Source organism: Micromonospora sp. M71_S20 (assembly GCF_003664255.1).
Classification (GTDB): Bacteria; Actinomycetota; Actinomycetes; order Mycobacteriales; family Micromonosporaceae; genus Micromonospora.
On record NZ_RCCV01000004.1, the window covers coordinates 182,153 to 204,781 of the forward strand.

General features: G+C 67.0%; 14 protein-coding genes and 8 pseudogenes. 12 read left to right on the forward strand and 10 right to left on the reverse strand.

What is annotated here, in order from left to right; all coding sequences use genetic code 11:
* Window positions 1-112: 112 nt before the first annotated feature.
* A pseudogene (locus DER29_RS29940) lies at window positions 113-493 on the forward strand (transposase); the annotation flags it as partial.
* Here the strand turns inward: DER29_RS29940 and DER29_RS29945 are convergent.
* From DER29_RS29945 to DER29_RS29955, 3 genes and pseudogenes are all read right to left on the reverse strand, one after another.
* Window positions 490-1,386: pseudogene (locus DER29_RS29945) on the reverse strand (transposase); the annotation flags it as partial. The pseudogenes DER29_RS29940 and DER29_RS29945 sit on opposite strands and share 4 nt — an antisense overlap.
* A gap of 330 nt (window positions 1,387-1,716) precedes the next feature.
* Window positions 1,717-2,907 (reverse strand): group II intron reverse transcriptase/maturase, encoded by a 1,191-nt coding sequence (ltrA, locus tag DER29_RS29950; protein WP_233600251.1) that lies wholly within the window; start codon window positions 2,905-2,907, stop codon window positions 1,717-1,719.
* A gap of 669 nt (window positions 2,908-3,576) precedes the next feature.
* A pseudogene (locus tag DER29_RS29955) lies at window positions 3,577-4,140 on the reverse strand (transposase); the annotation flags it as partial.
* A gap of 224 nt (window positions 4,141-4,364) precedes the next feature.
* Here DER29_RS29955 and DER29_RS35735 point away from each other — a divergent pair.
* Window positions 4,365-4,680, forward strand: a pseudogene (locus tag DER29_RS35735) (leucine zipper domain-containing protein); the annotation flags it as partial.
* Window positions 4,681-5,025: 345 nt separating this feature from the next.
* Here DER29_RS35735 and DER29_RS35740 read toward each other — a convergent pair.
* Window positions 5,026-5,334 (reverse strand): transposase, encoded by a 309-nt coding sequence (locus tag DER29_RS35740; RefSeq protein WP_121401014.1) that lies wholly within the window; start codon window positions 5,332-5,334, stop codon window positions 5,026-5,028.
* Between the two features lie 349 nt (window positions 5,335-5,683).
* Between DER29_RS35740 and DER29_RS36015 the strand changes: the two are divergent.
* The 3 genes and pseudogenes from DER29_RS36015 to DER29_RS29980 form a co-directional block, all read left to right on the forward strand.
* Window positions 5,684-5,974: pseudogene (locus tag DER29_RS36015) on the forward strand (transposase); the annotation flags it as partial.
* A 73-nt stretch (window positions 5,975-6,047) separates the two neighbouring features.
* A pseudogene (locus tag DER29_RS36020) lies at window positions 6,048-6,278 on the forward strand (transposase); the annotation flags it as partial.
* Window positions 6,279-6,352: 74 nt separating this feature from the next.
* Window positions 6,353-6,871 carry a hypothetical protein gene (locus DER29_RS29980; RefSeq protein ID WP_148710134.1) on the forward strand — a complete coding sequence of 173 codons (519 nt, stop codon included), beginning with the start codon at window positions 6,353-6,355 and terminating at the stop codon, window positions 6,869-6,871.
* Between the two features lies 1 nt (window position 6,872).
* On the opposite strand, the gene DER29_RS29985 is transcribed toward DER29_RS29980, so the two are convergent.
* Complete coding sequence (locus tag DER29_RS29985) at window positions 6,873-7,580, reverse strand: hypothetical protein (protein WP_121401016.1); 708 nt, start codon at window positions 7,578-7,580, stop codon at window positions 6,873-6,875.
* Between the two features lie 4 nt (window positions 7,581-7,584).
* Window positions 7,585-8,136, reverse strand: a complete 552-nt coding sequence (locus DER29_RS29990; protein ID WP_370040787.1) for a transposase — start codon at window positions 8,134-8,136, stop codon at window positions 7,585-7,587.
* On the opposite strand from DER29_RS29990, the gene DER29_RS29995 reads away from it, so the two are divergent.
* The 4 genes from DER29_RS29995 to DER29_RS35750 all read left to right on the forward strand — a co-directional run bounded on the left by DER29_RS29995 (window position 8,124) and on the right by DER29_RS35750 (window position 10,502).
* Window positions 8,124-8,726: a hypothetical protein gene (locus tag DER29_RS29995; RefSeq protein ID WP_121401017.1), complete on the forward strand. Its 603-nt coding sequence runs from the start codon at window positions 8,124-8,126 to the stop codon at window positions 8,724-8,726. The two genes, DER29_RS29990 and DER29_RS29995, sit on opposite strands and share 13 nt — an antisense overlap.
* Window positions 8,723-9,061 (forward strand): hypothetical protein, encoded by a 339-nt coding sequence (locus DER29_RS30000; RefSeq protein WP_148710135.1) that lies wholly within the window; start codon window positions 8,723-8,725, stop codon window positions 9,059-9,061. The genes DER29_RS29995 and DER29_RS30000 overlap by 4 nt, the downstream gene beginning before the upstream one ends.
* A 247-nt stretch (window positions 9,062-9,308) precedes the next feature.
* Complete coding sequence (locus DER29_RS35745) at window positions 9,309-9,593, forward strand: transposase family protein (protein WP_121401019.1); 285 nt, start codon at window positions 9,309-9,311, stop codon at window positions 9,591-9,593.
* A gap of 195 nt (window positions 9,594-9,788) precedes the next feature.
* Entirely contained in the window at window positions 9,789-10,502 is a 714-nt protein-coding gene (locus DER29_RS35750; protein WP_233600252.1) for an ISAs1 family transposase, read from the forward strand.
* A gap of 52 nt (window positions 10,503-10,554) precedes the next feature.
* Here the strand turns inward: DER29_RS35750 and DER29_RS30015 are convergent, their stop codons facing one another.
* Complete coding sequence (locus DER29_RS30015) at window positions 10,555-12,102, reverse strand: alkaline phosphatase (protein ID WP_121401020.1); 1,548 nt, start codon at window positions 12,100-12,102, stop codon at window positions 10,555-10,557.
* 39 nt (window positions 12,103-12,141) lie between these two features.
* Here DER29_RS30015 and DER29_RS30020 point away from each other — a divergent pair.
* Both DER29_RS30020 and DER29_RS35755 read left to right on the forward strand, forming a co-directional pair.
* A pseudogene (locus tag DER29_RS30020) lies at window positions 12,142-13,346 on the forward strand (IS701 family transposase); the annotation flags it as partial.
* Window positions 13,343-13,653: pseudogene (locus DER29_RS35755) on the forward strand (DDE-type integrase/transposase/recombinase); the annotation flags it as partial. The pseudogenes DER29_RS30020 and DER29_RS35755, both read left to right, overlap by 4 nt.
* A 208-nt stretch (window positions 13,654-13,861) precedes the next feature.
* On the opposite strand, the gene DER29_RS35760 reads toward DER29_RS35755, so the two are convergent.
* The 3 genes from DER29_RS35760 to DER29_RS30040 form a co-directional block, all read right to left on the reverse strand.
* Window positions 13,862-14,224: a hypothetical protein gene (locus DER29_RS35760; protein WP_233600253.1), complete on the reverse strand. Its 363-nt coding sequence runs from the start codon at window positions 14,222-14,224 to the stop codon at window positions 13,862-13,864.
* A 154-nt stretch (window positions 14,225-14,378) separates the two neighbouring features.
* The gene (locus DER29_RS30035; protein WP_121398172.1) at window positions 14,379-14,690 is read right to left on the reverse strand and encodes a hypothetical protein; all 312 of its coding nucleotides are present in this window, start codon (window positions 14,688-14,690) and stop codon (window positions 14,379-14,381) included.
* A 61-nt stretch (window positions 14,691-14,751) separates the two neighbouring features.
* Window positions 14,752-15,627: an IS5 family transposase gene (locus DER29_RS30040; protein ID WP_121398173.1), complete on the reverse strand. Its 876-nt coding sequence runs from the start codon at window positions 15,625-15,627 to the stop codon at window positions 14,752-14,754.
* A 27-nt stretch (window positions 15,628-15,654) separates the two neighbouring features.
* On the opposite strand from DER29_RS30040, the gene DER29_RS30045 reads away from it, so the two are divergent.
* A complete protein-coding gene (locus tag DER29_RS30045; protein ID WP_233600254.1) occupies window positions 15,655-22,626 on the forward strand; it encodes an RHS repeat-associated core domain-containing protein in 6,972 nt (2,323 codons plus the stop codon).
* The last annotated feature ends 3 nt before the right edge of the window (window positions 22,627-22,629 follow it).

The following is a 22,629-nucleotide window of genomic DNA, read 5'->3' on the forward strand; positions in this document are numbered from 1 at the left end:
CGCCCCATGCAGAGGAGACCCTCGTGCCGTCCGTCCTGGCAGAACGACTCGTAGATCGCGTTGACGCGATCGTCGGCGTGGATACCCACACCGACACTCACACCGCGGCGGCACCGCGGTCAACGCCACCGCTGCCAGGGCGGCGTTCGACGACCTGGCAGACAAGTGGGGCGGCCGGTATCCGGCGGTGATCCGCCTGTGGGACAACGCCTGGGCCGAGTTCATCCCGTTCCTCGACTACGACCTGGAGATCCGCACCGTCATCTGCTCCACCAACGCGATCGAATCGCTCAACGCCCGCTACCGGCGGGCGGTCAAGGCTCGCGGCCACTTCCCCAACGAGCTGGCAGCGTTGAAGTGTCTGTACCTGGTGACCCGGTCCCTGGACCCCACCGGAGCAGGCAGAACCCGATGGACGATGCGCTGGAAACCCGCGTTGAACGCCTTCGCCATCACCTTCAGCGACCGCTTCCCCGCCGCTGAAACCTACTAACCAAGATCGCCGGAAACACCGTTAGCGAGACAGCCCCAGCCGGCGGGCCGGGGTAGGGCGGCGAGTGCGCTGAATGCTCTGGTCAGGGCCTCGGTCCAGGGCCAGTTGGCAGCGATGGCGAGTCGTGTCCTGCGGGTGATCCGGGCCGCGACGTGCAGGAGCCGGTAACGCAGCTTCTTCGGTTCGGCGGTGGCGAGGTCGCCGTCCAGGAGCAGGGCCTGGGTCCAGGCGAGCAGGTCGATGCCGGTCAGGGCCAGTTGCGGCCACGCTTGGTTGATCGCGAAGCGTCGGGACGGGAACCGACCGAAACCGGTGTTCATGCGCGGTCTTCGACGCGGGCGTGCGCCCGGTGCCGGGCCTTCAGGAACTGGATGCTGCCGCTGCCGCTGCCGCTGCCGCTGCCGGGTGGGGTGTCGGTGGCCACGACCTGATGCCGCCAGCCTTCGATGGTGTCGAACAAGGACAGTTCGGCGCCGGGGTGGGGGCGTTCCCGGCGGACCAGGAACCGGGTGCTGTCGGGCCAGCCGGCAGCGTCGAACAGGCCCGTGATCTCGCAGACCTGCGCATGTTCTCGCAGGTCGCCATCGGTGTCGACGGCGGGAACCCAGCCGGTCGCAGCCCGGATCGCCGCACGCACGGGTTCGGTGATCGCGGCGCCGACGGAGAACCGGGCGTCGAGGTGCTGGGCGCGTAGGCCGCGCAGGTGGGCGAGGAAGCCGTGGCTGGAGCCGGCAGAGTCGGCACGGAGCAGGATCGGGGTGCCGTGCCGGTGGGCGTCAGGGATCTGCGCGAGGGCCTGGTCGAGCACGGTGACGTGGTCGGCCGTGGTGTTAAGACCCGGCCCGGCCCTCCCGCAGCGGGCCGGCGAGGGCTTCGCCGGTGTTGTCCAGAAAGGCACAGCAAGATGAGTCGGCCTGGGGCGCGGTGCCGGTGTCGCCACTGGTCCGTTTCCCCAGGCCGCTCGCCGAACCCGCCGTGCGCCTCTCGACGCAACGGGCTCTCCACGGCTGCTGCCGTCAGGTTCTTCTGGTTCGTGGTGGTTGCCAGGGATTCGGGATCGCGCCTCGATATCGGTAGCGGGTGACCGCGATCGAGTCGAGGTCGAACAGGGTGATCCCGTCGGCGGAGATCGGGAGCCACCGGCCGGTGTGATCGGTGAATCGCTTCCGAATCTGTTTCCATCTCCAGCGGTGCAGCACGGTCAGCCACCGGATGATCCGCCATCATACGAACTGGCGCAGGTGACGCAGGGTGTGCTTCGCGGCGGCGTGCTTGAAGTAGTTCGCCCAGCCTCTCAAGATCTGGTTGATCCTGATCAGGACGTCGCCTGGCATGGCCTGGGAGACTCGTCGGGTCAGGTCGCGGATCTTCTTCTTGAGCGACTTGATCGGCCTCTCAGCGATGAAGGTGTAGACATACCACTTTTCCGTGCCCCGCTTGCGGCGCCACTGGATGTGGAACCCGAGGAAGTCAAATCCATCGCTCATGTGCGTGATCCGCGTCTTGGCCGGCGATAACTGCAGGCCGAGCGGGGCCAACACTTGGGCGATCTCGTCGTGCAGGGTTTCGACGTGGGCGCGGTCGCCGTGCACGAGCACGACGAAGTCGTCCGCGTAACGAACGACCCGCCAGGTCGGCAGGCCCTTCGCCCGGCGTCGATGTCGGCGTCCGGCGTTGCCCATCGTTCCGGCGGCTTGCCATGGCTCGTGTAGGTGCTCATCGAGCGCCGACAGAGCGATGTTGGCCAGCAACGGAGACAGGATTCCGCCTTGCGGGGTGCCGGTGGGGGTGTCGACCTGCTTGCCGAACTCAGTGAGGAGCCTGGCTTTGAGGAACGCCTTGACCAGCGCCAACACGCGCTTGTCCTTGATCCGTGCCCGGACCCGGTCCATCACGGCCGTGTGCGAGATCGAGTCGAAACACGCCTCGATGTCCGCATCCAGCACCCACCGATAGCCCTTGGTGCCAAACAACTGGATCTCGGCGATCGCGTCGTGCGCCCGCCGCCGGGGTCGGAACCCGTAGGAGACCGGCTGGAAGTCGGCCTCGAAAATCGGTTCCAGCACCAGCTTCAACGCCGCCTGGACCACCCGGTCGGCCAGCGTCGGGATGCCGAGCCGTCGGACCTTCCCGCTGCCGCCCGGTTTCGGGATCTTGCGTTCCCGCACCGGTGACGGGACGAATGCGCCCGTCTTGAGTGCGGTCCGCAACCGGTCCAGGAAGTGCGGGACCCCGATCCGCTGTTCGACGTCGGCCATGGTGAGGCCGTCCACGCCAGCGGTCCGGGCTCCCTTGTTACCCGCGACCCGCTCACACGCCAAGATCAGCGTCGCCGGATCGTGCACGAGGTTGAACAGGTCATCGAACCGGCGGCCGGGATCGGCCACCGCCCAACGGTGGAGTTTGGTCTGCATCTCCGATACCCGAGCGAGCGGCCCGAGGACCACGTCGGTCGGAGCGCCCGTATTCACCGGCGCGTCTGTCGGCATTACAACCCCTCACTTCCGCACAAACCGCTGCCGCCCTTCCCCATGTGCCGGGCTTTCCCCAACTCGGAGTACTACGGCGGCTCCGCCCCGCCCCGGCCTGTTCCGTCGACGGTGGACGCAACCCGACCAGCCGTGCCGGGAGCACGGACAGCGGGCAAGACCAGGACAGTTTCCGTGTTCACTGTGATTCGCTCGACGAAGGAGGAGCCCGACTTTGTCCCTGCGGCATCGCCACGACTACCCCGCAGCACGTCACCGTGGCCTCCTGGCGACCCATCCATTTGCCGCCCCGAAGTTCCCCGCAGCCGGCCGAAACCCGCCGCGGGTGCGCGCCGCTCCCGGCCCATATCCGCCAGATTTGAGCCGGTACGGTTTTGAGAGACGTTAAAACGCCGGTTCCTCACGTACTCCTCTCCGTCACGCTTGCCGAACCCGCACCGTCTGGCAGTACCAGTACGTCCCGGGTTGTCAGGACTGATCCCGCCCTCCCCGGCACCTCCCGGATCAGGCTGTCCTAAGCTTCACCGCCCTGCTGCGACAGGGACAGCGGCGAAGGTCTCTCACCTCCGCTCGAATCAACAGCGCCTCACGGCGCACCGGATGGACCCCGAAGGTCTTCTTCCAGGTGCGGGTCGCTGATTCCTTCTCGGAATGGCAGATCACGATGGTGGCGTCGATGTCCAGGACCAGGCCGTCGACCTGCTGGCCGGCCACCGTCGGCCGCGGCAGGTCCCCCCGGGTGTCGGCGTGCTGGGCCCAGGCGATCTCCCGCGCGTGCGCCCGAGCGGCCCGTAGTTCGGCCAGCATCGTGGTGTCGAGCCGCGACAACAGCCGCCACGCTGTCGCATCGGAGGCGACCGACCCGATCAGGGCCGCCTCGTTACGGAGCACGGCCAGATCGGCGATGGCCTCACCGCCATCAGCGAGCATCACCGCCACATCGACCGCGATCCGGCCCGGATCGTGGCCGCCACCGCGTTGCCGCAGACCGGCCAACGCCTGCCCGAACGCGCCGCTCAGGCCGGTAGCATCAGCGAGATCGGCGAGCAGCCGAGCATCAGCGTGACCGACCACGCCCCGCCCGTCGCCGGTCACCGTGATTCTCGGACGTGTTGCGGTAGTCTTCACCCAGCAAGTGCCTTCCGTGACCGGTTGCATAGGACTCTCGACAAGCCCTATTTTCCCTGATCAGAAGGCACTTCTTCGTTTCCGGTCCACTCCTTGGGCAGCCCTTAACGAAGGGCCGAGGCTAGGCTAGGTGTACTGCCCAGGCAGGTTGGTTGAGGTCGTGTGACGACACAACGTAGATAGACGTGATGACGAAGGCCTCCGGTTGTGGAGTGGAGCTGTCTAGGAACCGCTCCGGCAACCAGGAGGCCTTCGTGTCCCACGCTAACGCTGCTTTGACGCCTCATGCGCGTCTTCGCCTGGCGTGTCTGATCGTGGACGAGGGCTGGGCGGCCGAGCGCTATGACGTGTCCTGGCCGACCGCGAAGCGGTGGGCCGTGCGCTATGCCGAGCTCGGCGCCGACGGGATGGTCGACCAGTCGTCCCGGCCGCACCACAGCCCTACACACGCCGCAACCGGTTGTTCGCAAGGTCGTGCACCTGCGATGGAAGCACCGCCTGGGGCCGGTCCAGATCGCCGGCCGCTTGGGTATGCCCGCCTCGACCGTGCACGCGGTGGGGTCGTCGTGCACGGGTGGGCCTACCTTGCCGCCCTTGCCGCGACGCTTCTTACCGAACGCGCTCCACCATCCGTTCCCGGAGCAGATCCGCCACGCGGTACAGTCGGCCATCGGCTGCCCGGCGTCGCGGGCCTCGTCGACCAGGAACCGGTAGCCGAACTCCGGATCGTCACGGTGGGCGTCGAACAACGCGTTGGCCCGATACGCCGCCCAGGTCGGCGCTGGTGACGGGTCGGCTCAGCCACCGTAGTAGGGGTCTCGGACAACACGATCGCGCAGCTCATGGCCCGCTGGCGAGCGATCTTCAACACCCGGCACGTCACCGCCACGGGGATCCCGTCGGCGGCCAGCTCGCTCACGAGCGGGTAGAGCCTTTTCCCGGCAGATGCGCCTGTGACAAGTAGGCAGCGGCCCGGCGTAGGACTCGTTCTCCTGCTCCAACAAACCTGATCCGCTTGCGCGCCTCCCGCAGCTCGGCCGACTCGGTGCCGGTCGTCCCGGGGGTGGCGCCGGCGTTGATGTCGGCCTGGCGCAGCCACTTGAACAAGGTCATCGGGTGCACCCCGAAGTCCTTCGCGATCTGCTCGACCGTCACTCCCGCCTCACGGTCACGAGCGACACGCACGACGTCATCACGGAACTCTCGGGGGTAGAGCTTGGGCACAGCAACATCCTTCCAGCCTGCCCGCAGGGCAAGCCATCTCAGATGTCACCTATCGGTGCAGCAGACCCGGTCCCAGTTGCCGAGAGGAGGCAGCAAGCACTGTTGCCTAATACTCCAACGTCACTTGGCTTCGGCGTTGGGCCTGGCGTGGGCATGAGGACGGCCACCGCGTTGATCATCGATGGTTTGTGAGGACAACCGAAGATCGTGCGGTGGCCGCAAACCACAGCGTAGACCTTGATCGGTGGCGGGTCATCCTGGACGAGGCGGTGACGCGTATTGCTGGCCGGTTCGTGCGGGCTGAGCCGCGTCGGACCGCCGGGCATTCGTGGAAGGGGTGCTGTCGGGTGTGGAACGTAGGACCTGCTGGTCGTTGGCGGATCGGGCTGGTCACGATGATCCGCAGGCGATGCAGCGGCTGCTGCGTACAGCGGTGTGGGACGCCGACGCCGTCCGCGATGCCGTGCGTTCCTGGCTGGCCGAGCAGCTTTGTCACCCCGACGCCGTGCTGGTCACCGATGAGACCGGGTTCCTGAAGAAGGGCGTGTGCTCGGTCGGGGTGCAGCGGCAGTACACCGGCACCGCCGGGCGGGTGGAGAACAGCCAGGTCGGGGTGTTCCTGGCCTACGTGACACCCGCGGGGCGGGCCCTGATCGACCGTCGGCTCTACCTGCCGGAGGCGTCTTGGTGCGAGCAGTCCGGCCGTCTCACCGCCGCCGGCGTGCCGGGACGACGTCGGGTTCGCCACGAAACCGGCCCTGGCCCGGCAGATGATCGCCGCCGCGATGGACGCCAGTGTGCCGGCCGGTTGGGTGACTGGCGACGAGGTTTACGGCGCCGACCCCGGCCTACGCGCCGATCTCGAAGACCGTGGCATCGGCTACGTCCTGGCGGTCGGCTGCGACCGACGCGTACACGTCAACGACGGCGCGGCGTTCAGGTAGTCGTGTACGCCCAAGCATCTGGTGCTGCGACATCTCGGAGCACGAGAATTCGTGTCGGCCGTAGTCTGGACACCGTGGGATACACCGTGTGGCCCTCGGGGCGTCTGCACCTTCCGGCGGCGGACGACGCCGCAGCGGTGTGTGCCGTGAAGGCCGTATGGGCGACGCAGGGCGACAGGGGCCGATTGGGGGGGTCCGACCCGGCCGAGACGTTGGCTGATATCGCATGGGAGGCGGCGGCGTCGGCCAAGCGCGGCGGAGACTGGATCGAGTTCAGCTTCGACGAGGCCGGAGATCCCAAATGGTCGGATGCGGCCACGGCCTTCTACGTCGCGATCGGGCCGTTCGTGCGCGAAGGGACCGTCCACATCAATGGCGGGGACGGTTCGCGCTGGTCATACACCTATGCCGACGGGCGGATCGCGCAGCAGGGTTGGAACGGCTGGGACGCGTCCGTCGAACCCTTCGGCGAGCCTCAGGACCCGCCGGTCGAGCCCCGGGAACCCGACGGCGTGGCCCGGCCGCTCGTAAAGGTCCTGATCGGACTGGCCATCATCATCGGTGCAGCGCTTTTCCTGACGAAGGTCCGCTGAACTACGGACACGCGATGCTGCGTGCGTTCGCGGCCCGGCGGTAAGCGACGAGCGTAGCCCGCAAAAACGATGCGAGGACTTCGTCAGCGGGCAGCGGGCGGTCGAGCCCGAGCTGGAACCAGCCGCTGTCATTGGCAGTGGCGTAGACGACGCCGGGTTCCGCCTCGAGGGGGTCGATGACCCAGCCGTTGAAGTCGTCCCAATCCACGCCGAACGTCCAGATCGACTCTTCTTCGGGCCAGGACAGGTTCCACGTCGGGAGAAGGCGGCCCTCGGAGTCGAGGTCGGGTCGGCCGTCTGGAAGGAACTCCGCGAAGCAGACCGACAGGCTGACGTGGCCGTCGAAAAGCAGAGCCCCGCGCAGGCGCGCGGGCTGCCCTTGCGCCTGCACAGGCCTGAACCGTTCGGCGCGGGGAAGCGCGGGCAACGACTCGGGAATCGAGTTCAGCGCCTGCGCGACGAGCGGACGCTGAGCCAGGTCGCGGACGGAGTAGTGGAACTGGCCCTCATCGATTCTGGACGGCTGCAGGCCCGCAACCAGGCAGGCCTGCAGCCACCCTTGCCGGAGCGGCTTCTCGTAGGCCCGTTTACGGTCGGCCTCGGCGAAGGCCCACGCGATGGCGTCCTGGACCGCGGCCGAGCGTGCCGTCGGGTCGTGTTGTGCGCTTTCGAAAGCCGCGACGATCGCGTCCAGTTGGGGGTCGGCCATGGGGCTATCGTATCGCCAGCAGGCGGTCGCAAAGCACCTCGGGCTTCTGCCGCCAACCGTCTACACAGTTGAGAGAGGAACGCCGCCAACGATCAGCTGCAGGCAGGGTGCGGAACGCTTCGTGGATGTCGTCGCGGATTTCCCAGCGGGTCCGGAGGCGGCGGAACCAGTGCAGTAGAGCGATGGCCTGTTCCACGACCCAGCGTCGAGTGCCGAGTCCAGAGCCGTGCGGGACGCCGCGTCGGGCGATGACGGGTGTGATGCCGCGTGTCCGTAGCTCGCGGCGGTACTTGTCGAAGTCGTAGCCGCGATCTGCATAGATCCGGTCGGGCCGTTGCCGGGGCCTGCCGCGGATGCCCTCGATCCGGGGGACCCTGTCGACCAGGTGCAGCAGTTGGGTGACGTCGTAGCGGTTGCCGTCGGTCAGGCGGGCGCTGCGGTCCCTCGCCGAGAGCGAGAAGAACGCCTGATGGGTCCGCCAGGCAGCGGCCCCCGGTCGCGGGCCCCCGCTACCCTGGGCGCGACAGTGAGGGGGTTCCGGGCATGGATGATGCAAGCCGCACCGCCGACGCCGGAGACGCCCCGCGCGGTCCCCGCGGCGGCCACCCGGGCGGCCGGCCCGCCCGGCCGGTCGCCGCCGTGCTCACCGCGGCCCTCCTCGGCCTGGCCTCGACGGCCACCTGGTACATCGAGCGGCGGACCGCCTCGCTGGAGCAGCAGCGGCGTCAGGAGGAGCGGGCCCTGTTCGAACGGGCGTGCAACGACCCGATCTCCGCCGCGGCCATGGTGATCAACATGCCGTCCTTCGCCAGCCGTTGCCCGGTGGGGCTGCGGCACCTGCTGTCGATACCGGCCGACGAGGTCCGCCCGGGTCCGGCGTTGGTCGACGCCTACCTGGACGGGCTGTTCGCCCTGCTCGGCGCCCAGGTCTCCGGCGGTGACGTCGGGCCGTACCTCAGCGCGCTGCACCGCGACGACGACCACGCCGCCGCTCTGCGCGTGGCGAACCGGGCCGTCCGGTCCTGCCGGGCGGTGCTGCCGACCGACCCCCCACGCCCTCTCCGGACGCTTCCGGGCCACCGGCGGGCTTCTGGGACCACCCGCAGCGCATCGAGGTGCGCCCGCAGCGCTCGACGGTGCGGGTGAGCGGTGCGCCGGGCGGCGTCACGGTGATCGACGTCCGGGTGGTCGAGACGACCCCGTCCTGTCTGACCCGGCCACCGGAGGAGGTGCCGGTGCCGCGGTACATCGGCACCACCGCCCTGAGCCTGTCCTTCAGCTTCGGCACCGGTCCGAGCGGGCAGCGGGTGTGGCTGCTCGACCGTATCGACGCCTGCCCGGTGCACCCGGACCCGCTGGCCTCGGCCCCGGTCATCGACGCCGATTCGACGGCCCGGCACAGATCGATCCGGGCGAGTGCGACCGACTCCCTCTTCGCCTGCACCAGGAGTACCTGCCCGTCGCCGGCCAGCCCGGGGTGAGCCGCCTTCGGCCGTGGACAGCGATCCCGGATACGCGTCAGGGCCATCCGTCAACGGATGGCCCTGACGCGTAATTGCTCCTAACTGGCTGACCGGCAGGGGCTTTGCGTAGTCGCCTGAGGGTGCTTTGACCTGGGCGTATGCGGTGTCGCTGGCCTGATTGGAGGGTGAAGTGGGACGGGTGTGGCCCGTGGGTGATCATGGAGTTGCTGAGACAACATGACACCGAGAAGGACCACACCCGCGCATGTCATCATCGCTGATCGACGTGATCCGTCAGTACGCCCCTGCCCCGTCCGGCGCCACGCCTGCCGGCCGGGAGTCGTATGGCCTGTTGGCGGCCCTGGCGCGGGTTCCTGACCCGCGTGACCCGCGAGGGATCCGGTATCCCTTGGCGAGCGTGCTCGCGGTGGCCGTGTGCGCGGTGATGGCCGGGGCGAGCACGTTCGCCGCGATCGGCGACTGGGCCGACGATCTCTCGATCCGCCGGCGTGGGGGCGGCTCGGGTTCACCGGCCGGGTGCCGGTGCTGACCACGCTGTGGCGGCTGCTGGTCCGCATCGACGCCGAGACGTTGACGGCGGTCCTCGCTGACTGGCTGTGTTCTCGGCTGTCGGCGCCGCCGCCGACCAGGCGGGTCATTGCCGTTGACGGCATGGTGGTGCGGGGCGCGGTCCTGACCGAGGGACGGGGTTCACCTGCTGTCGGCCTACGACACCTCGACCGGCGTGGTCCTGGCGCAGGTCCAGGTCGCGGCGAAGTCGAACGAGATTCCGGCGTTCGCCCCGCTGCTGGAGCAGGTCGCGGTCCGGTTGGGTGGCCTGGCAGGTGTGGTGATCGTCGCGGACGCGCTGCATACGCAGGTCGCCCACGCCCGAGCCGTCGCCGCTGCCGGCGGGCACCTGTATGTGTCGGTCAAAGCCAATCAGCCGACGTTGTTCGCCCAGCTCAAGCGCCTACCGTGGGCGCAGGTGCCGGTCGGGGACCAACACCGCGACACCGGACACGGCCGCCGCGAGACCCGCACCGTCAAAGCGCTGACCCTCCAGACTCCCGGTGGCATCGGCTTCCCCCACGCCCAGCAGGCCGTCCGGATCACCCGCACCCGTACCGTGGCCGGCAAGCGCACACGAGAGACCGTCTATCTGGTGGCGTCACTGCCCGCCGCCCACGCCCAACCCGCTGACCTGCAGGAATGGGCCTGCCTCGAATGGCACATCGAGAACCGGCTGCACTGGATCCGCGACGTGACCTTCCACGAGGACGCCCACCGGGCCTGTACCGGCAACGGACCCGCCGTCGCAGCGGTCCTGCGCAACACCGCCATCGGATTCCACCGCGGCAACGGCGAAACCAACATCGCCAGAGCCACCCGACGCGCCAACCGCCGCCCCCACGACCTCATCACCACCGTGACCAGCAGTTACCCAACTACGCAATGACCCTGGGCTGACCGGCCACCCTGATCAACGAAACAAAGCCCTGCTTGCTGTCTCATGCGATCTGTGCTCCGCGCTGGCCGGCCTGTAGGGCGAACTTCTCGACGGTGTAGGCCGGCGAGATCTGCTGCCGCACCGTCTGCACGCCCCGATAGTCGGCGAGGAACGTGTCGTGCGTCAGGTCGACCGCGACGTATCCACGCTGGCCGAAGTTGCGGAACCGCTCCCAGGAGTTGCCGAAGCCGTCGTAGACGGTCCGGCGGGTCTCGTCGCCGCCGGAGGTGATCGACGTGCCCATGAACTCGGTGGCGACGATCGGCGCTCCCGGCTCATCGAAGGACGCGGGCAGGTCGGAGACCTGGTTGCTGTGGAGGTCGCCGGTGACGACGATGGGATTGGTTGGCCCGCGCTGCGCGAGGAACTGGAGGAGCCGGGACCGGGCCGCGTCGTATCCGTCCCACTGGTCGCCGCCGAGTTGTCGGGTACCGTAACGCCGGACCGGCACCTGATTGCCGAGGACGTCCCACACGGCGGTGGATGCGCCGAGCCCGTCGAACAACCAGGCCTCCTGCTGCTCGCCCAGCATGGTGCGTGCGGGGTCCCGCGCCTCTGGGCAGTCGTCGGTGCTGCACTGTGGCTGGTCCGAGCGGTATTGCCGGGTGTCGAGGACGTGAAGCTGTAACAGGTCACCGAAGGACAGACGACGGTAGAGCTGGGCGGCGGGACCGACCGGACGGTTCGCCGGACGCAGCGGCAGGTGCTCGTAGTAAGCCTGGTACGCGGCGGTCCGACGTGCAAAGAACTCTTCGGGCGTGCTGTCGGGATCGGTGTCGTCGCTCGAGTAGCCGTTGTCGAACTCGTGGTCGTCCCAGGTGAGGATGAACGGGAACGCCGCATGCGCCGCCTGCAGGCCCGCATCACGCTTGTAGTCGGCATGCCGCACCCGGTAGTCGTCCAGGCTCTTGGCCTCGATCGAACGGGTGAGCCGTCGAGCGGCGCCAGGACCAGCGCCGTCACCCTCGTAGATGTAGTCGCCCAGATGCAGCACGAAGTCCAGGTCGCGCCGCGCCAGATCCTGGTAGGCGGTGTAGTAGCCCGCCGTGAAATTCTGGCAGCTGACGAACGCGAAGGCGAGCCGTTCGAGGTGGGTGCCGACGGCCGGCGCGGTGCGAGTTCGTCCGGTCGGGCTGATCGCTGTGCCCGCACGGAACCGGTAGTAGTAGACGCGATCCGGCCGAAGGCCGGTGACATCGACGTGCACCGAGTGGGCTGACTCGGGCAGCGCCGCCACTGCGCCGCGCCGTACGACCCGAGAAAAACGCTCGTCCTCCGAGACCTCCCAACGTACTCCAAAAGACTCCGGAGGAAGACCCCCATCGGGAACGGTGGGGTCCGGCGCGAGCCGCGTCCAGATGACCACGGCATCGGGCAGCGGATCGCCGCTGGCAACGCCGAGGGTGAATGGGTACTCCCGGAAGAACGGGCTGCCGGCAGCCTCGGCCTCCGGCGAGAGCGAGGGCAGCGCCGGTAGTAATGATCCGACCAGGGCGGCGCCACCCCAACCAAGTAAACGGCGACGGTCGATGGCAGGGCGGCTGGTCATGGATGGGGTCCTTCCAGGGTGCGTGGCCTCTCGACTGTGGTGGACGACACCGGGTTTCCCAAGGACGGCAAGGCTTCGGCGTGTGTGGCCCGGCAGTACTCCGGCACCCTCGGCAAGGTCGCCAACTGCCAGATCGCCGTCAGCATCCACGCCGCGACCGACGCCGCTTCGGCGGTGCTGAACTGGCGGCTGTTCGTGCCGGAGTCCTGGGACGACACCTGCGTCCCCGGCCCGGACGGCAAACCGGCCAATGTCCATGCCCGCAGGCTGCGTCAGCAGCCGGTCACCCGTGACCAGGCCGGAGCGAAGAAACCACATGTGCGCCAGCAGTTGCCGCCCGCCGAGCAGATCGACCAGATCCGCCGCCGGCGGGCGGCGTCGAAGGTCCCCGACACCGAGCGGTACCGGCCGAAGTGGCTGATGGCCCTGCAAATGCTCGACGAACTGGCCGAATGGGGCCTGCGTCCGCCGCTGCTGACCGCCGACGCCGGCTACGGCCAGGTCGCCGAGTTCCGTCAAGGCCTGACCGAACGCGGCATTGCCTACGTCGTGGCGACCACGTCGTCCACGACCGCTCAACCCGGCGACGCCCAACCTGTCGAGGTCCCCTACGCCGGCGTCGGTAAGTACCCCACACCGAAGTACCCGCAGCCGGCCCGCAGCCTGAAGGACCTGGCCCTCGCCCATGGCGCCGACGCGACAAGTCTGGTGCGCTGGCGTGCCCGGCTACCCGCACCCGACCGCGGCCCGACCGGCCCGTCGGTGAGCTGTCCGGGCACTTCTTCGCCCTGCGGGTGCGTCCCGCCGGCCGGGTGGTCCGCCGCGGACCACAGTGCGGCGACGACGGTGTCCTGCCCGAATGCTGGCTGCTCGTGCAGTGGCCTCCCGGCCAGGACGAACCCAGCGACTACTGGCTGTCCGACCTGCCCGCCGACACATCCTTGGCCGAGCTGGTCCGCCTGGCCAAGAGCCGCTGGCGCGTCGAGCACGACTACCGCGAACTCAAAACCGCCCTCGGACTCGACCACTTCGAAGGACGATCCTGGATCGGCTGGCACCGCCACGTCACCCTCGCCGCAGCCGCCCAACTGTTCCTCACCCAACTACGGACGACATCCCCAAAGCAACGGGGCAGACCTGAGCCTCTACGCCGTCCTGCGGCAACTGCAGTACCTACTCGCGACCTGGCTCGGGTTCTGCCCCCTCTGCCACCAACTCGTCCCAACCTAACAAAGCACTACTAAGCAGGCGTACTCGTACGACGGTCCCGGATCCGGCCGCAGCGAAGACCCTGGGCCTGATCGGCCGGGACTTCACCGCCCCCGGGGCCAAAGCAGCGCTACGTCGGCGACATCACTTACCTACCGGTCGGTGAACGCGGGTTCCTCTACCTGGCCACCGTCCTGGACCTGCACTCCCGGCGCCTCGCGGGCTGGGCGATCGCCGATCACATGCGCACCGACCTGGTCATCGACGCCCTACACGCCGCGCAGCGAACGCGGCAGCCTGCACGGGGCGATCATGCACACGGACCACGGAGCCCAAGGCGCCGTCCACCGAAGCAGGCCGATCCCGAGAACGAACTCGTACTCGTCGTCCTGCTGCTCCATGGTCTTGGCAGCGCGCTCAAGTTGCTCGTACAACCGCCCGACAGCGTGCAGGCGCCGAGCCTCGTCGGACCATGCCCAGGGCTCCGGGGAGTGTGCAGCGAGGCCGGCTCCGTGCAACAACGAACCGGTGGCGTCCACTCCCGCAGCGATCATCGCTGCGGCGGTCGCCGCTCCGACGAGGACCGAAACGGCGGCCAGGACACCGAGGTGCTGGCGGACAGCCTCGGCAAGGGCGGTGCGGCCGGACAGCAACAGACTCCACCGGCCAGCGTCCTCTTCCCCACGGGTGACCGGGTGGCGGCGAGCATCGCCCACACACCGAGCAGGACCGCCAGGACGGTGCCCGTGCGCCGCACCGTGAACCCGCCCGCCTGGTCGAGCGCGACCGGCTCACCGAACAGGGTGCGGATCGCCGGGTTGCGGGCCAGCGCCGCCAAGGCCGCCGGATCCAGCGCCTCGCTGCGGTAGCCGACCACCACCAGGACGGACATACCCGCGCACACAGCGGTCACGACCAGGCCACCACGACGCACCCTCAGCGAGCTGGTGAGAGCTGAGGAACGCCGTCTGCCCGTTGTCGCGGGCAACCCCGACCGCCTGCTGGAACTGCAGTTCCAAGAGCGGGTCCAGGCCACTAGGGCCTGTTTCAGAAGTACGGACTGAGGTTCAGGCTGGTCGGTTGGGGTAGTGGCGGCCGGCTAGCCAGATGGTGAGGTCCCTGGCGATGTGGCCAGGGTCGGTCTCGATGGTGAGGTCGTGGATGTGCTGGTGGGTGTCACGGCGTTCGACTTCGTAGGTGTCGTCGTCGAGCAGTGAGATCGAGGCGTACCAGGCTGGGTCGTCGTCGGCAGGGTTGATCGTGACGAAGGTGTTGTCAGCGCGGTTCAGCTCGTCGATGAGCATGAACAGGGCGTCTTCGGAGGGGTCGTCGATGTGGTCGCCGTTCTCGGTGTCGGCGTAGTAGTAGTCGGCGGCCATCCGGTGTCTCCCTGCTCTGCTGGTCAGCGGGCTCAGCTTCGCATGAGGTGATGCTCGGTGGTCAGAGCCACTCGTTGATCGCGGCGACGTGCACGGCAGCTTCGAAGCGGACGGCGAGTTTGTCGTAGCGGGTGGCCACGGCACGGTGTCGTTTGAGCCGGTTGATGCCGCACTCCACGGCGTGACGGGCCTTGTAGTCCTCGACGTCGAACACTGGTGGCCTGCCACCGGCTGCGCCGCGCTTCTTACGGTTGCGGGCCTGGTCGGCGGGCTCGGCGATGGTGGCCTTGATCCCGTGGCGGCGCAGATATTCACGGTTGGCCCGCGACGAGTACGCCTTGTCGCCGCGCACCCGAACCGGCCGCTGCCGTGGTCGGCCTGGTCCCAGCCGGGGCACCCGGATACCCCGCAGCACCGGCACGAACTGCGGCGAGTCCCCGCGCTGCCCGGCCGTGACCAGGATCGACAGTGGCTTCTGGCCCTGCTCACACACCAGGTGGATCTTCGTGGTCAGGCCACCGCGGGACCGGCCGAGTCCGTGATCGGCAGGCTCAGACACCACCCCACCGGCTGGCTCCCGCTGCGCGTCAACGTCGCGTCGGGCGCCGGCGGCGTGCTGATGAGCCCGGCAGATCGTCGAGTCGACGTTGACCTCCCAGCAGATCAAGCCGGCCGCGTCCGCCCTGGCCTGCAACGCGGTGAGGATCCGCGCCCACACCCCCGAGCGCTGCCACCGCCGGAACAGCCCATACACCGTCTGCCACGGTCCGTACTCCGGCGGCAGATCACGCCACGGACACCCCGTCCGCACCCGCCACCTGATCCCGTTGATCAATAGTCGACGCGACCACACCGCTGGCCGCCCACGCCCCACCGACGCGGGCAGTAGCGGCTCCAACATCGTCCACTGCTCGTCGGTCAGATCACCACGACCCACCACAAGATCATCGACGGAGACGAGCCCGTGGATCAACTTCTGAAACAGGCCCTAGTCGCGTTCCTTGCGATCGCGTCGGTCACCGCGGGAACGCTGTCAGGGGCGCCCGCGAGCGCGAAGACGCAGGAGGCCGGTCGGGTCCAACCTCCGGTGCCGTCACCTGGCCGGTCGGTCACCGGCGTGAAGCCGCTGCCTACCAAGTTCGTGACCTCCCGTGACGCAGCGAAGAACAATCATCGACCTACGCGCACCGAATGGCCGAAGCCCGCCGCCGCACAGGTCGATCTGACTCCTGTCGGCACCCAAGCCGCCGCTGCGCAGGGCAAGGTGCGGGCCGCAGGAACCCCGGTCTGGGTGCAGCCCACGGCAAAGCGCGGCGTCCCTTACGCCGGTCCCCAGCGCCTCGACGTCCGAGTGCTCGATCGCGCCGCGACCGAGGCTGCCGGTATCGACGGGGTCCTGCTCACCGTCGCTCCACAGGCAACAACGGCCTCGAAAACCCCCGGCGGCGCGTCTCTCCGGGTGGGGCTGGACTACGCCGGCTTCGCCGAAGCGTACGGCGGAAACTACGGCTACCGGCTCAAGATCGTCCAGTTGCCCGCATGTGCGTTGACTACTCCGAAGCGGGCGGAGTGCCGCACCCTTCGGCCCTTGCCGTCGAGCAACGACGTCGCGGGTAAGACGGTGTCAGCGGAGATTCCGGCCAGCGCCATCGCGGGACAGACCGAGCCGGCCGCCACCGCGACCACAGTGCTGGCCGCAGTCGCGGGCGCAGGTGACGAAGGCGGCGCCGGTGGAACCTACGCCGCTACTGACCTGAATCCGTCCGGATCCTGGACCGCCGGCGGCAGCACCGGCTCCTTCAGCTACTCGTATCCGTTGACGGTGCCGTCGAGCCGCTCAAAGTTGGCTCCGCAACTGGCCCTGTCCTATAGCTCCAGCGCGGTGGACGGGCAGACCGCCGCGACTAACGCGCAGGCGTCCTGGGTAGGGGATGGCTGGTCGACACCACGAAACTATGTAGAGCAAACCTTTGTGTCCTGTAAAGACGATCCGCGCGGCAGCCCATCGCCGAAGAAAACGTACGACCGCTGCTACGCCGGCCCTATCCTGACGCTATCGCTCAACGGATCGTCGGCGTCGATGGTGTGGGACGCGGGCAAAAAAACCTGGAAGCTCCAGAGCGACAACGGCTCGCTGATCAAGAAGGTAACCGGCTCCAACAACGGCAGCGACACTTACAACACCGATTACTGGCGGGTGACAGAGCCCGACGGCACTATCTACGAGTTCGGCCGTAACCGACTCCCCGGCTGGTCCGCGCAAAAACCCGAGACCAACTCGGTGGACTACTCGCCGGTCTACTCGCCGCATGACGGTGACCCCTGCTACGACTCTGCCGGCTTCACCGCGTCAGTCTGCACGATGGCGTACCGCTGGAATCTCGACTACGTCAAGGATGTCCACGGCAATGCCATGTCCTACTACTACAAGCAGGACACCAACTATTACGGTCGCGACGAGGGAACCAGCGACGTTCCCTATATCCGGGACAGTTGGCTGGAGCGCATCGACTACGGTTTCACCGACGGCAACGCCTACGGCACCGTGCCGAACAGGGTCATCTTCCACACCGACGACCGCTGCCTCTCCAGCACCTGCAAACCGCTAAACGACACCACCAAGGCCAGCTGGCCAGACGTCCCGTTCGACCTGATCTGCAACCAAGGCACCGACTGCAGGTCGTGGAGCCCGTCCTTCTTCTCGACCGTCCGGCTTACCTCAATCGAGGCCCAGCAGTACAACGTGGCCAGCGCCAAATACGAACCGGTCGACTCATACGCGCTGACGCACACCATGCCGCCGACCGGCGACGGCACCGCCCCGACCTTGTGGCTCACGTCGATCACCCGCACTGGTCGCGACCTCTCCTCCGGCGGCTCCACCACCCCGATCAGCCTGCCATCTGTGTCGTTCACCGGTATTAAACTGCCCAACCGTGTCGACGTCACCGGCGGTTTTCCGTCGTTCTACCGGCAGCGGATCGAAACCATCACCACCGAGACCGGTTCGGTCATAACCGCAAGCTACGAACTACCGCTGCTCTGCACTGCCCCGGTCACGACCAGCCCCGCCTCGAACACCAGGTCCTGCTATCCGGTCTACTGGGCCCCGGATGGCCTCACCAATCCGATCCGCGACTGGTTCCACAAGTACGCGGTGACGAAAGTCTCCGCCACCGACCCAACCGGCGGCGCGCCTAAGACCTCCACCAGTTACAAATACGTTGGCGGCGCCGCCTGGCACTACGACGACAACGAGGTCGTCAAGACCAAGTACCGTACCTACGGTCAGTTCCGCGGCTACGGCACGGTCGAAACCCGCAATGGCGATGTCGACAACGACCCGCAGACGCTGACGGTCACCGCCTACTACCGGGGCATGTCCAAGAACAACAACACCACCGTGGTCAACGTCAGGGACTCCGCCGGCGGCGACCACGAGGACCTCGACCAGCTCGCCGGCCGGGCACTGGAGACCACGACATACCGCGGCGACGGCGGCCCGGTCGAGACCTCGACCGTAACCTCATACTGGGTCTCGCCTGCGAGCGCAACCCGAAACAGGACTGGTCTGCCCGCGCTTACGGCGACAAGGACAGCGCCGATCCAGACCTGGAGCCGGCAAGCGGTAACCACCACCGGCACCACGACATGGCGCTACAGCCAAACCGACCACACGTACGACACCTCGGTCAACTCGCCGACCTTCGGTCTACTCAAGCACTCGTACGAACACTCCGTGCCGGTGAACCCCGCCTATGACCGCTGCACCAGCAAGACGTACGCGCCGACGAACATCGACGAGAACAACGACAAGAACATCGTCGGTTTGATCAGCGAGATCGAAACGGTCTCGGTGGCCTGCGGCGGGTTCACTCAGGGTTCCCCGGCGTCCGTGCCCGGAAGCGTGAACACACTGACCGCACCGGCCACCGTCAACAGGCCCACGCAGGTTGTCTCACACATCCGGACCTACTACGACGACCCAGCGTTCGACACCACCTTCCCCCAGCCCGTCGTCCCGACCAAGGGCATCGTGACCATGGTCCGCAAGGCAACTGGCTATGTCTCGGGCGCGTACGTCTACCAGACCACCGACCGCGCCGAATTCGACACCTACGGCCGCGCGGTCGGTGCCTACGACGCGAACGGCAACAAGACCACCACCAGCTACACGGATAACGCCGTTGGCCTGACCACGGGCACCAAGACGACGAACGCCGAGGGCCACTCGACGTCGTCGACGGTCACCCCGAAACGCAACCTGACCACGGTCACCACCGACGCCAACAGCATCGTGACCAGCCGACAGTTCGACGCTCTCGGCCGGGTCAAGGCGATCTGGTTAGCGTCCCGGGCGCCCAGCAACTCCCCTCACTACCGCTATACGTACACCGTCGAGAAGACTGGGCCGACCGCCACCACCGTTGAGAAGCTGAACAACTCCGGCAGCTACGCCATCTCGACATCGATCTACGACGCGCAGCTGCGACCGCGCCAGACCCAAGTGGTCAGCCCGGCGGGCGGCCGATTGATCACCGACACCTTCTACGACAGCCGGGGCTGGGTGCGGGCCACCTACAACGGCTGGTGGGACGCCGCCAACAGCCCCGGTAACACCCCTGTCTATGCTGCGGACCTCGGTAAGAAGGTTCTCAATCAGACCTTCAACACGTACGACGGCGCCGGCAGGGCCATCCTCGTTGAGAACGCCCGGGACAACCTCGTCGTCTCATCCACCCGCACCGTCTACAACGGCGACCGGACCACGGTGCTTCCGCCGACGGGCGGCACCACCACCACCACTGTCACCGACCCGATGGGCCGCACCACGCAGCTGCTCCAGTACACCGCCGCCCCGACGCTCGTCAGCCCGTCGAACTCCTTCACCGGCGCGTACTACCTGACCGGTGGGACAACGGTGGCGACCAGCTACGGCTTCGACGGCCACGGCAACCAGTCGACCCTCACGGACGCCGCTGGCAACACGTGGACCCGCGAATACGACCTACTGGGCCGGGTCACCAGCAAGAGCGACCCCGATGCCGGCATCAGCACCACCAAGTACGACGGCATCGGCAATATCACCGAGGCCACCGACGCCAGACTCAAGACCGTCTCTTACAGCTACGACAAGATCAACCGCAAGATTGGAAGCTTCGCCGCCAAGCAGGCCGCGCAGTCGTCGACCAACCAGATCGCTTCCTGGGTCTACGACAACGACAACGCGGCAGTGCCTGGAATGACGAATCCGATCGGAAAGCTCACTACCACCACCGCCTACCGCAACAACGCCGCCTACATCACCCAGTACAACGGCTTCAACACCTTCGGCAGCTCCACAGGCGAGACGATCACCATCCCAGCCACCGAGGGCCTGCTCGGCAACACCTACACAGTCGGCCACAGATACCTGGCCGTCACCAATGCGCCGTACAGCGACACGTACCAGGCCAACGGCGGTCTCCCGACGGAAACAGTCACCTACGGCTACACCGGGGCGTTGGAGCTACCGACCACCGCCAGCAGCCTGCTCGCCACCTACGCCAACGTCACCCACTACGACGCATGGGGCAGGGTGACTGGCGGCGGGATCAACGCGAGCACCAGCCAGGCCTCTCTCGTCAACACGTACGACGACCACACCGGTCGTCTGATGCAACGCAAGATCACGAAAACCACTACTAGCACCACGAACGTCGGGCAACGGGACTACAAGTACGACCTGTTCGGCAACACCATCAAGCAGGTCGAAACCCGCCACCAACCATCGGTGGCTGCGGAGACACAGTGCTACCGCTACAACTCGCTGCGTCAAGTCACCTCCGCATGGACAGCCACTGACGACTGCGCGGTGACGCCGACCAGCAGCAACCGGTCGATGGTCAGCAGCGGAATCGGTTCGACCAGCGCCTACTGGACCGAGTGGACCGTAGACGCCCTCGGCAACCGCAAGAGCCAGAAGCAGTACTCGCTCACCGGCGGCACCGACACCACCACCAACTACATCTACAACGGCAATGGCGAGGGGCAGCCGAACACGCTGACCAGCACCAGCACCACGGGCGGGCTAACTGGCTCCACGGCGTACACGTACGACGAATCCGGCAACATGACCACCCGCACCGCAGGACGGGGAAATCAGACCCTCCGCTGGGACGACACCGGCGAGCTCGCAGCGGTGACCGGCGGCACGGGCGGCGACAGCAGCTTCCTGTACGACGCCGATGGCAACCTTCTGATCCAGAAAGACCCCGGCCAGGCAACCCTGTACCTGCCAACCCAGCAGATCACCCTCAACACCAGCACCCAAAACCTGAGCGGGGTGCGGTACTACCCGCTGCCCAATGGCGCGACTGCCGTGCGGACAGGCACCGGCACCAACTACAGCTACGTGATTCCCGACCACCAAGGCACACCAAGCCTCTACCTCAACAACACCGCACAAATTCCCACCTGGCGGCAGTACACCCCTTACGGCGAACCGCGCGGGGCGACCGTCACCTCCCCCGACAACCGTGGATTCCTCAACCAGCCGCTCAACACGAATACTGGGCTCACTCAGGTGAGTACCCGCAACTACGACCCCACAATCGGCCGCTTCGTCTCCCTTGACCCGCTGCAGGACCTCGCGGACCCGCAACAGTGGAACGGGTATGCCTACGCCAACAACTCACCGGTAACCTTCAGCGACCCCAGCGGCCTCATCAACGATGACTGCGCGATCTTCGACTGCTACGGATATGACCCCAACGAAGGCTGCCCGCATGGCTGCGGCTCCACGGACAACGTCGCATGGGGAATCGACCAAGGACTGAGCGGCACCGCCCCCAAAAAACGCAACGACCCACGAATCCTCGGCAACGTCATCCGAGTTCCAGAGACAATTTCGCTAGAAGAGTTCACCCGCCGCTGGAACGCGCAGCGTGGCAAGTGGTTCGGTAGTTCAAATTTCGCAAACGATGAGCTGGTGGCGTCGGACGAGCGTGCGCTCGCTATGAACATTTGCCACGAGATGGGTCGACCCGGCGGATGCCAAGAGTGGATCGAGGAGCTTTACAGCCCCTACATCGACCACAAGGCGGCGACCCTACCCTCCGATGACCTGATCCCCGGCGGGACCGGTGCACTCGGCGCCGCCGCCGGCGCGGGCCGTGCAGCTGGAGGCAGCCGCCCTGGTGGAAGTGGCTGCAGCTGTGGCTGCAAGAGCTTCAGCGGCGATACCGAGGTCCTAATGGCCGACGGGACAAAGAAGCGCCTGGACGAAATTTCGCCTGGCGACGAGGTCATGGCCTCGGACCCGGAGACCGGTGAGCAGGGACCCCGGGTCGTGACGGACGTCTGGGTCCACTCCGATGATCTGATCAGGCTCGATCTCGCCGGTGGCTCGGTCATGACAACCGAGGACCATCCCTTCTGGAATCATACAGACCGCGAGTGGCAACGGGCCGACGAACTCGACGCAGGCGACGTTGTCAAGACCGCAGACGGAGGGACGAGGTCTGTCATCGGCCTCCGCCTTGTCACCGGCCGCACCGACCTCGCCTACAACCTGACCGTCGACGGCATTCACACGTACTATGTGATGGCCGGCGAAGCTTCCGTCTTGGTGCACAACACCGGCGACGATATAGTCAGGGTCGGTCGCTGGATGTCGCAACGTGAATACGATGTCATGGTGAGGACTGGAAGGGTGCAACCTGGTGCTGGCGGTCTGACCTATGTGGTTTATCCGGCAAGCCGAGATGCCTTCAAACCCACTTGGCCCGGATCTGTATATGCAGAGTTTGATGTGCCACGATCATCGCTCATCCAGGGTGGTCGGCCTGGTGACTATAAGATGGCGGAGGCTGACACGCTAATGGGACGTTACTTGGCCAAAAAGGGTGGAACGCCAGGTATGCCTAATGCGACGAATATTGGCCCATGCAGCTAAGGG

Excerpts from the sequence above, each read along its gene's own strand:
- ltrA (WP_233600251.1), bottom strand. The coding sequence starts at position 2,907 with ATGCAGACCAAACTCCACCGTTGGGCGGTGGCCGATCCCGGCCGCCGG.
- DER29_RS29985 (WP_121401016.1), bottom strand. The coding sequence starts at position 7,580 with ATGGCCGACCCCCAACTGGACGCGATCGTCGCGGCTTTCGAAAGCGCA.
- DER29_RS29995 (WP_121401017.1), top strand. The coding sequence starts at position 8,124 with ATGGATGATGCAAGCCGCACCGCCGACGCCGGAGACGCCCCGCGCGGT.
- DER29_RS35745 (WP_121401019.1), top strand. The coding sequence starts at position 9,309 with ATGTCATCATCGCTGATCGACGTGATCCGTCAGTACGCCCCTGCCCCG.
- DER29_RS30015 (WP_121401020.1), bottom strand. The coding sequence starts at position 12,102 with ATGACCAGCCGCCCTGCCATCGACCGTCGCCGTTTACTTGGTTGGGGT.
- DER29_RS30035 (WP_121398172.1), bottom strand. The coding sequence starts at position 14,690 with ATGGCCGCCGACTACTACTACGCCGACACCGAGAACGGCGACCACATC.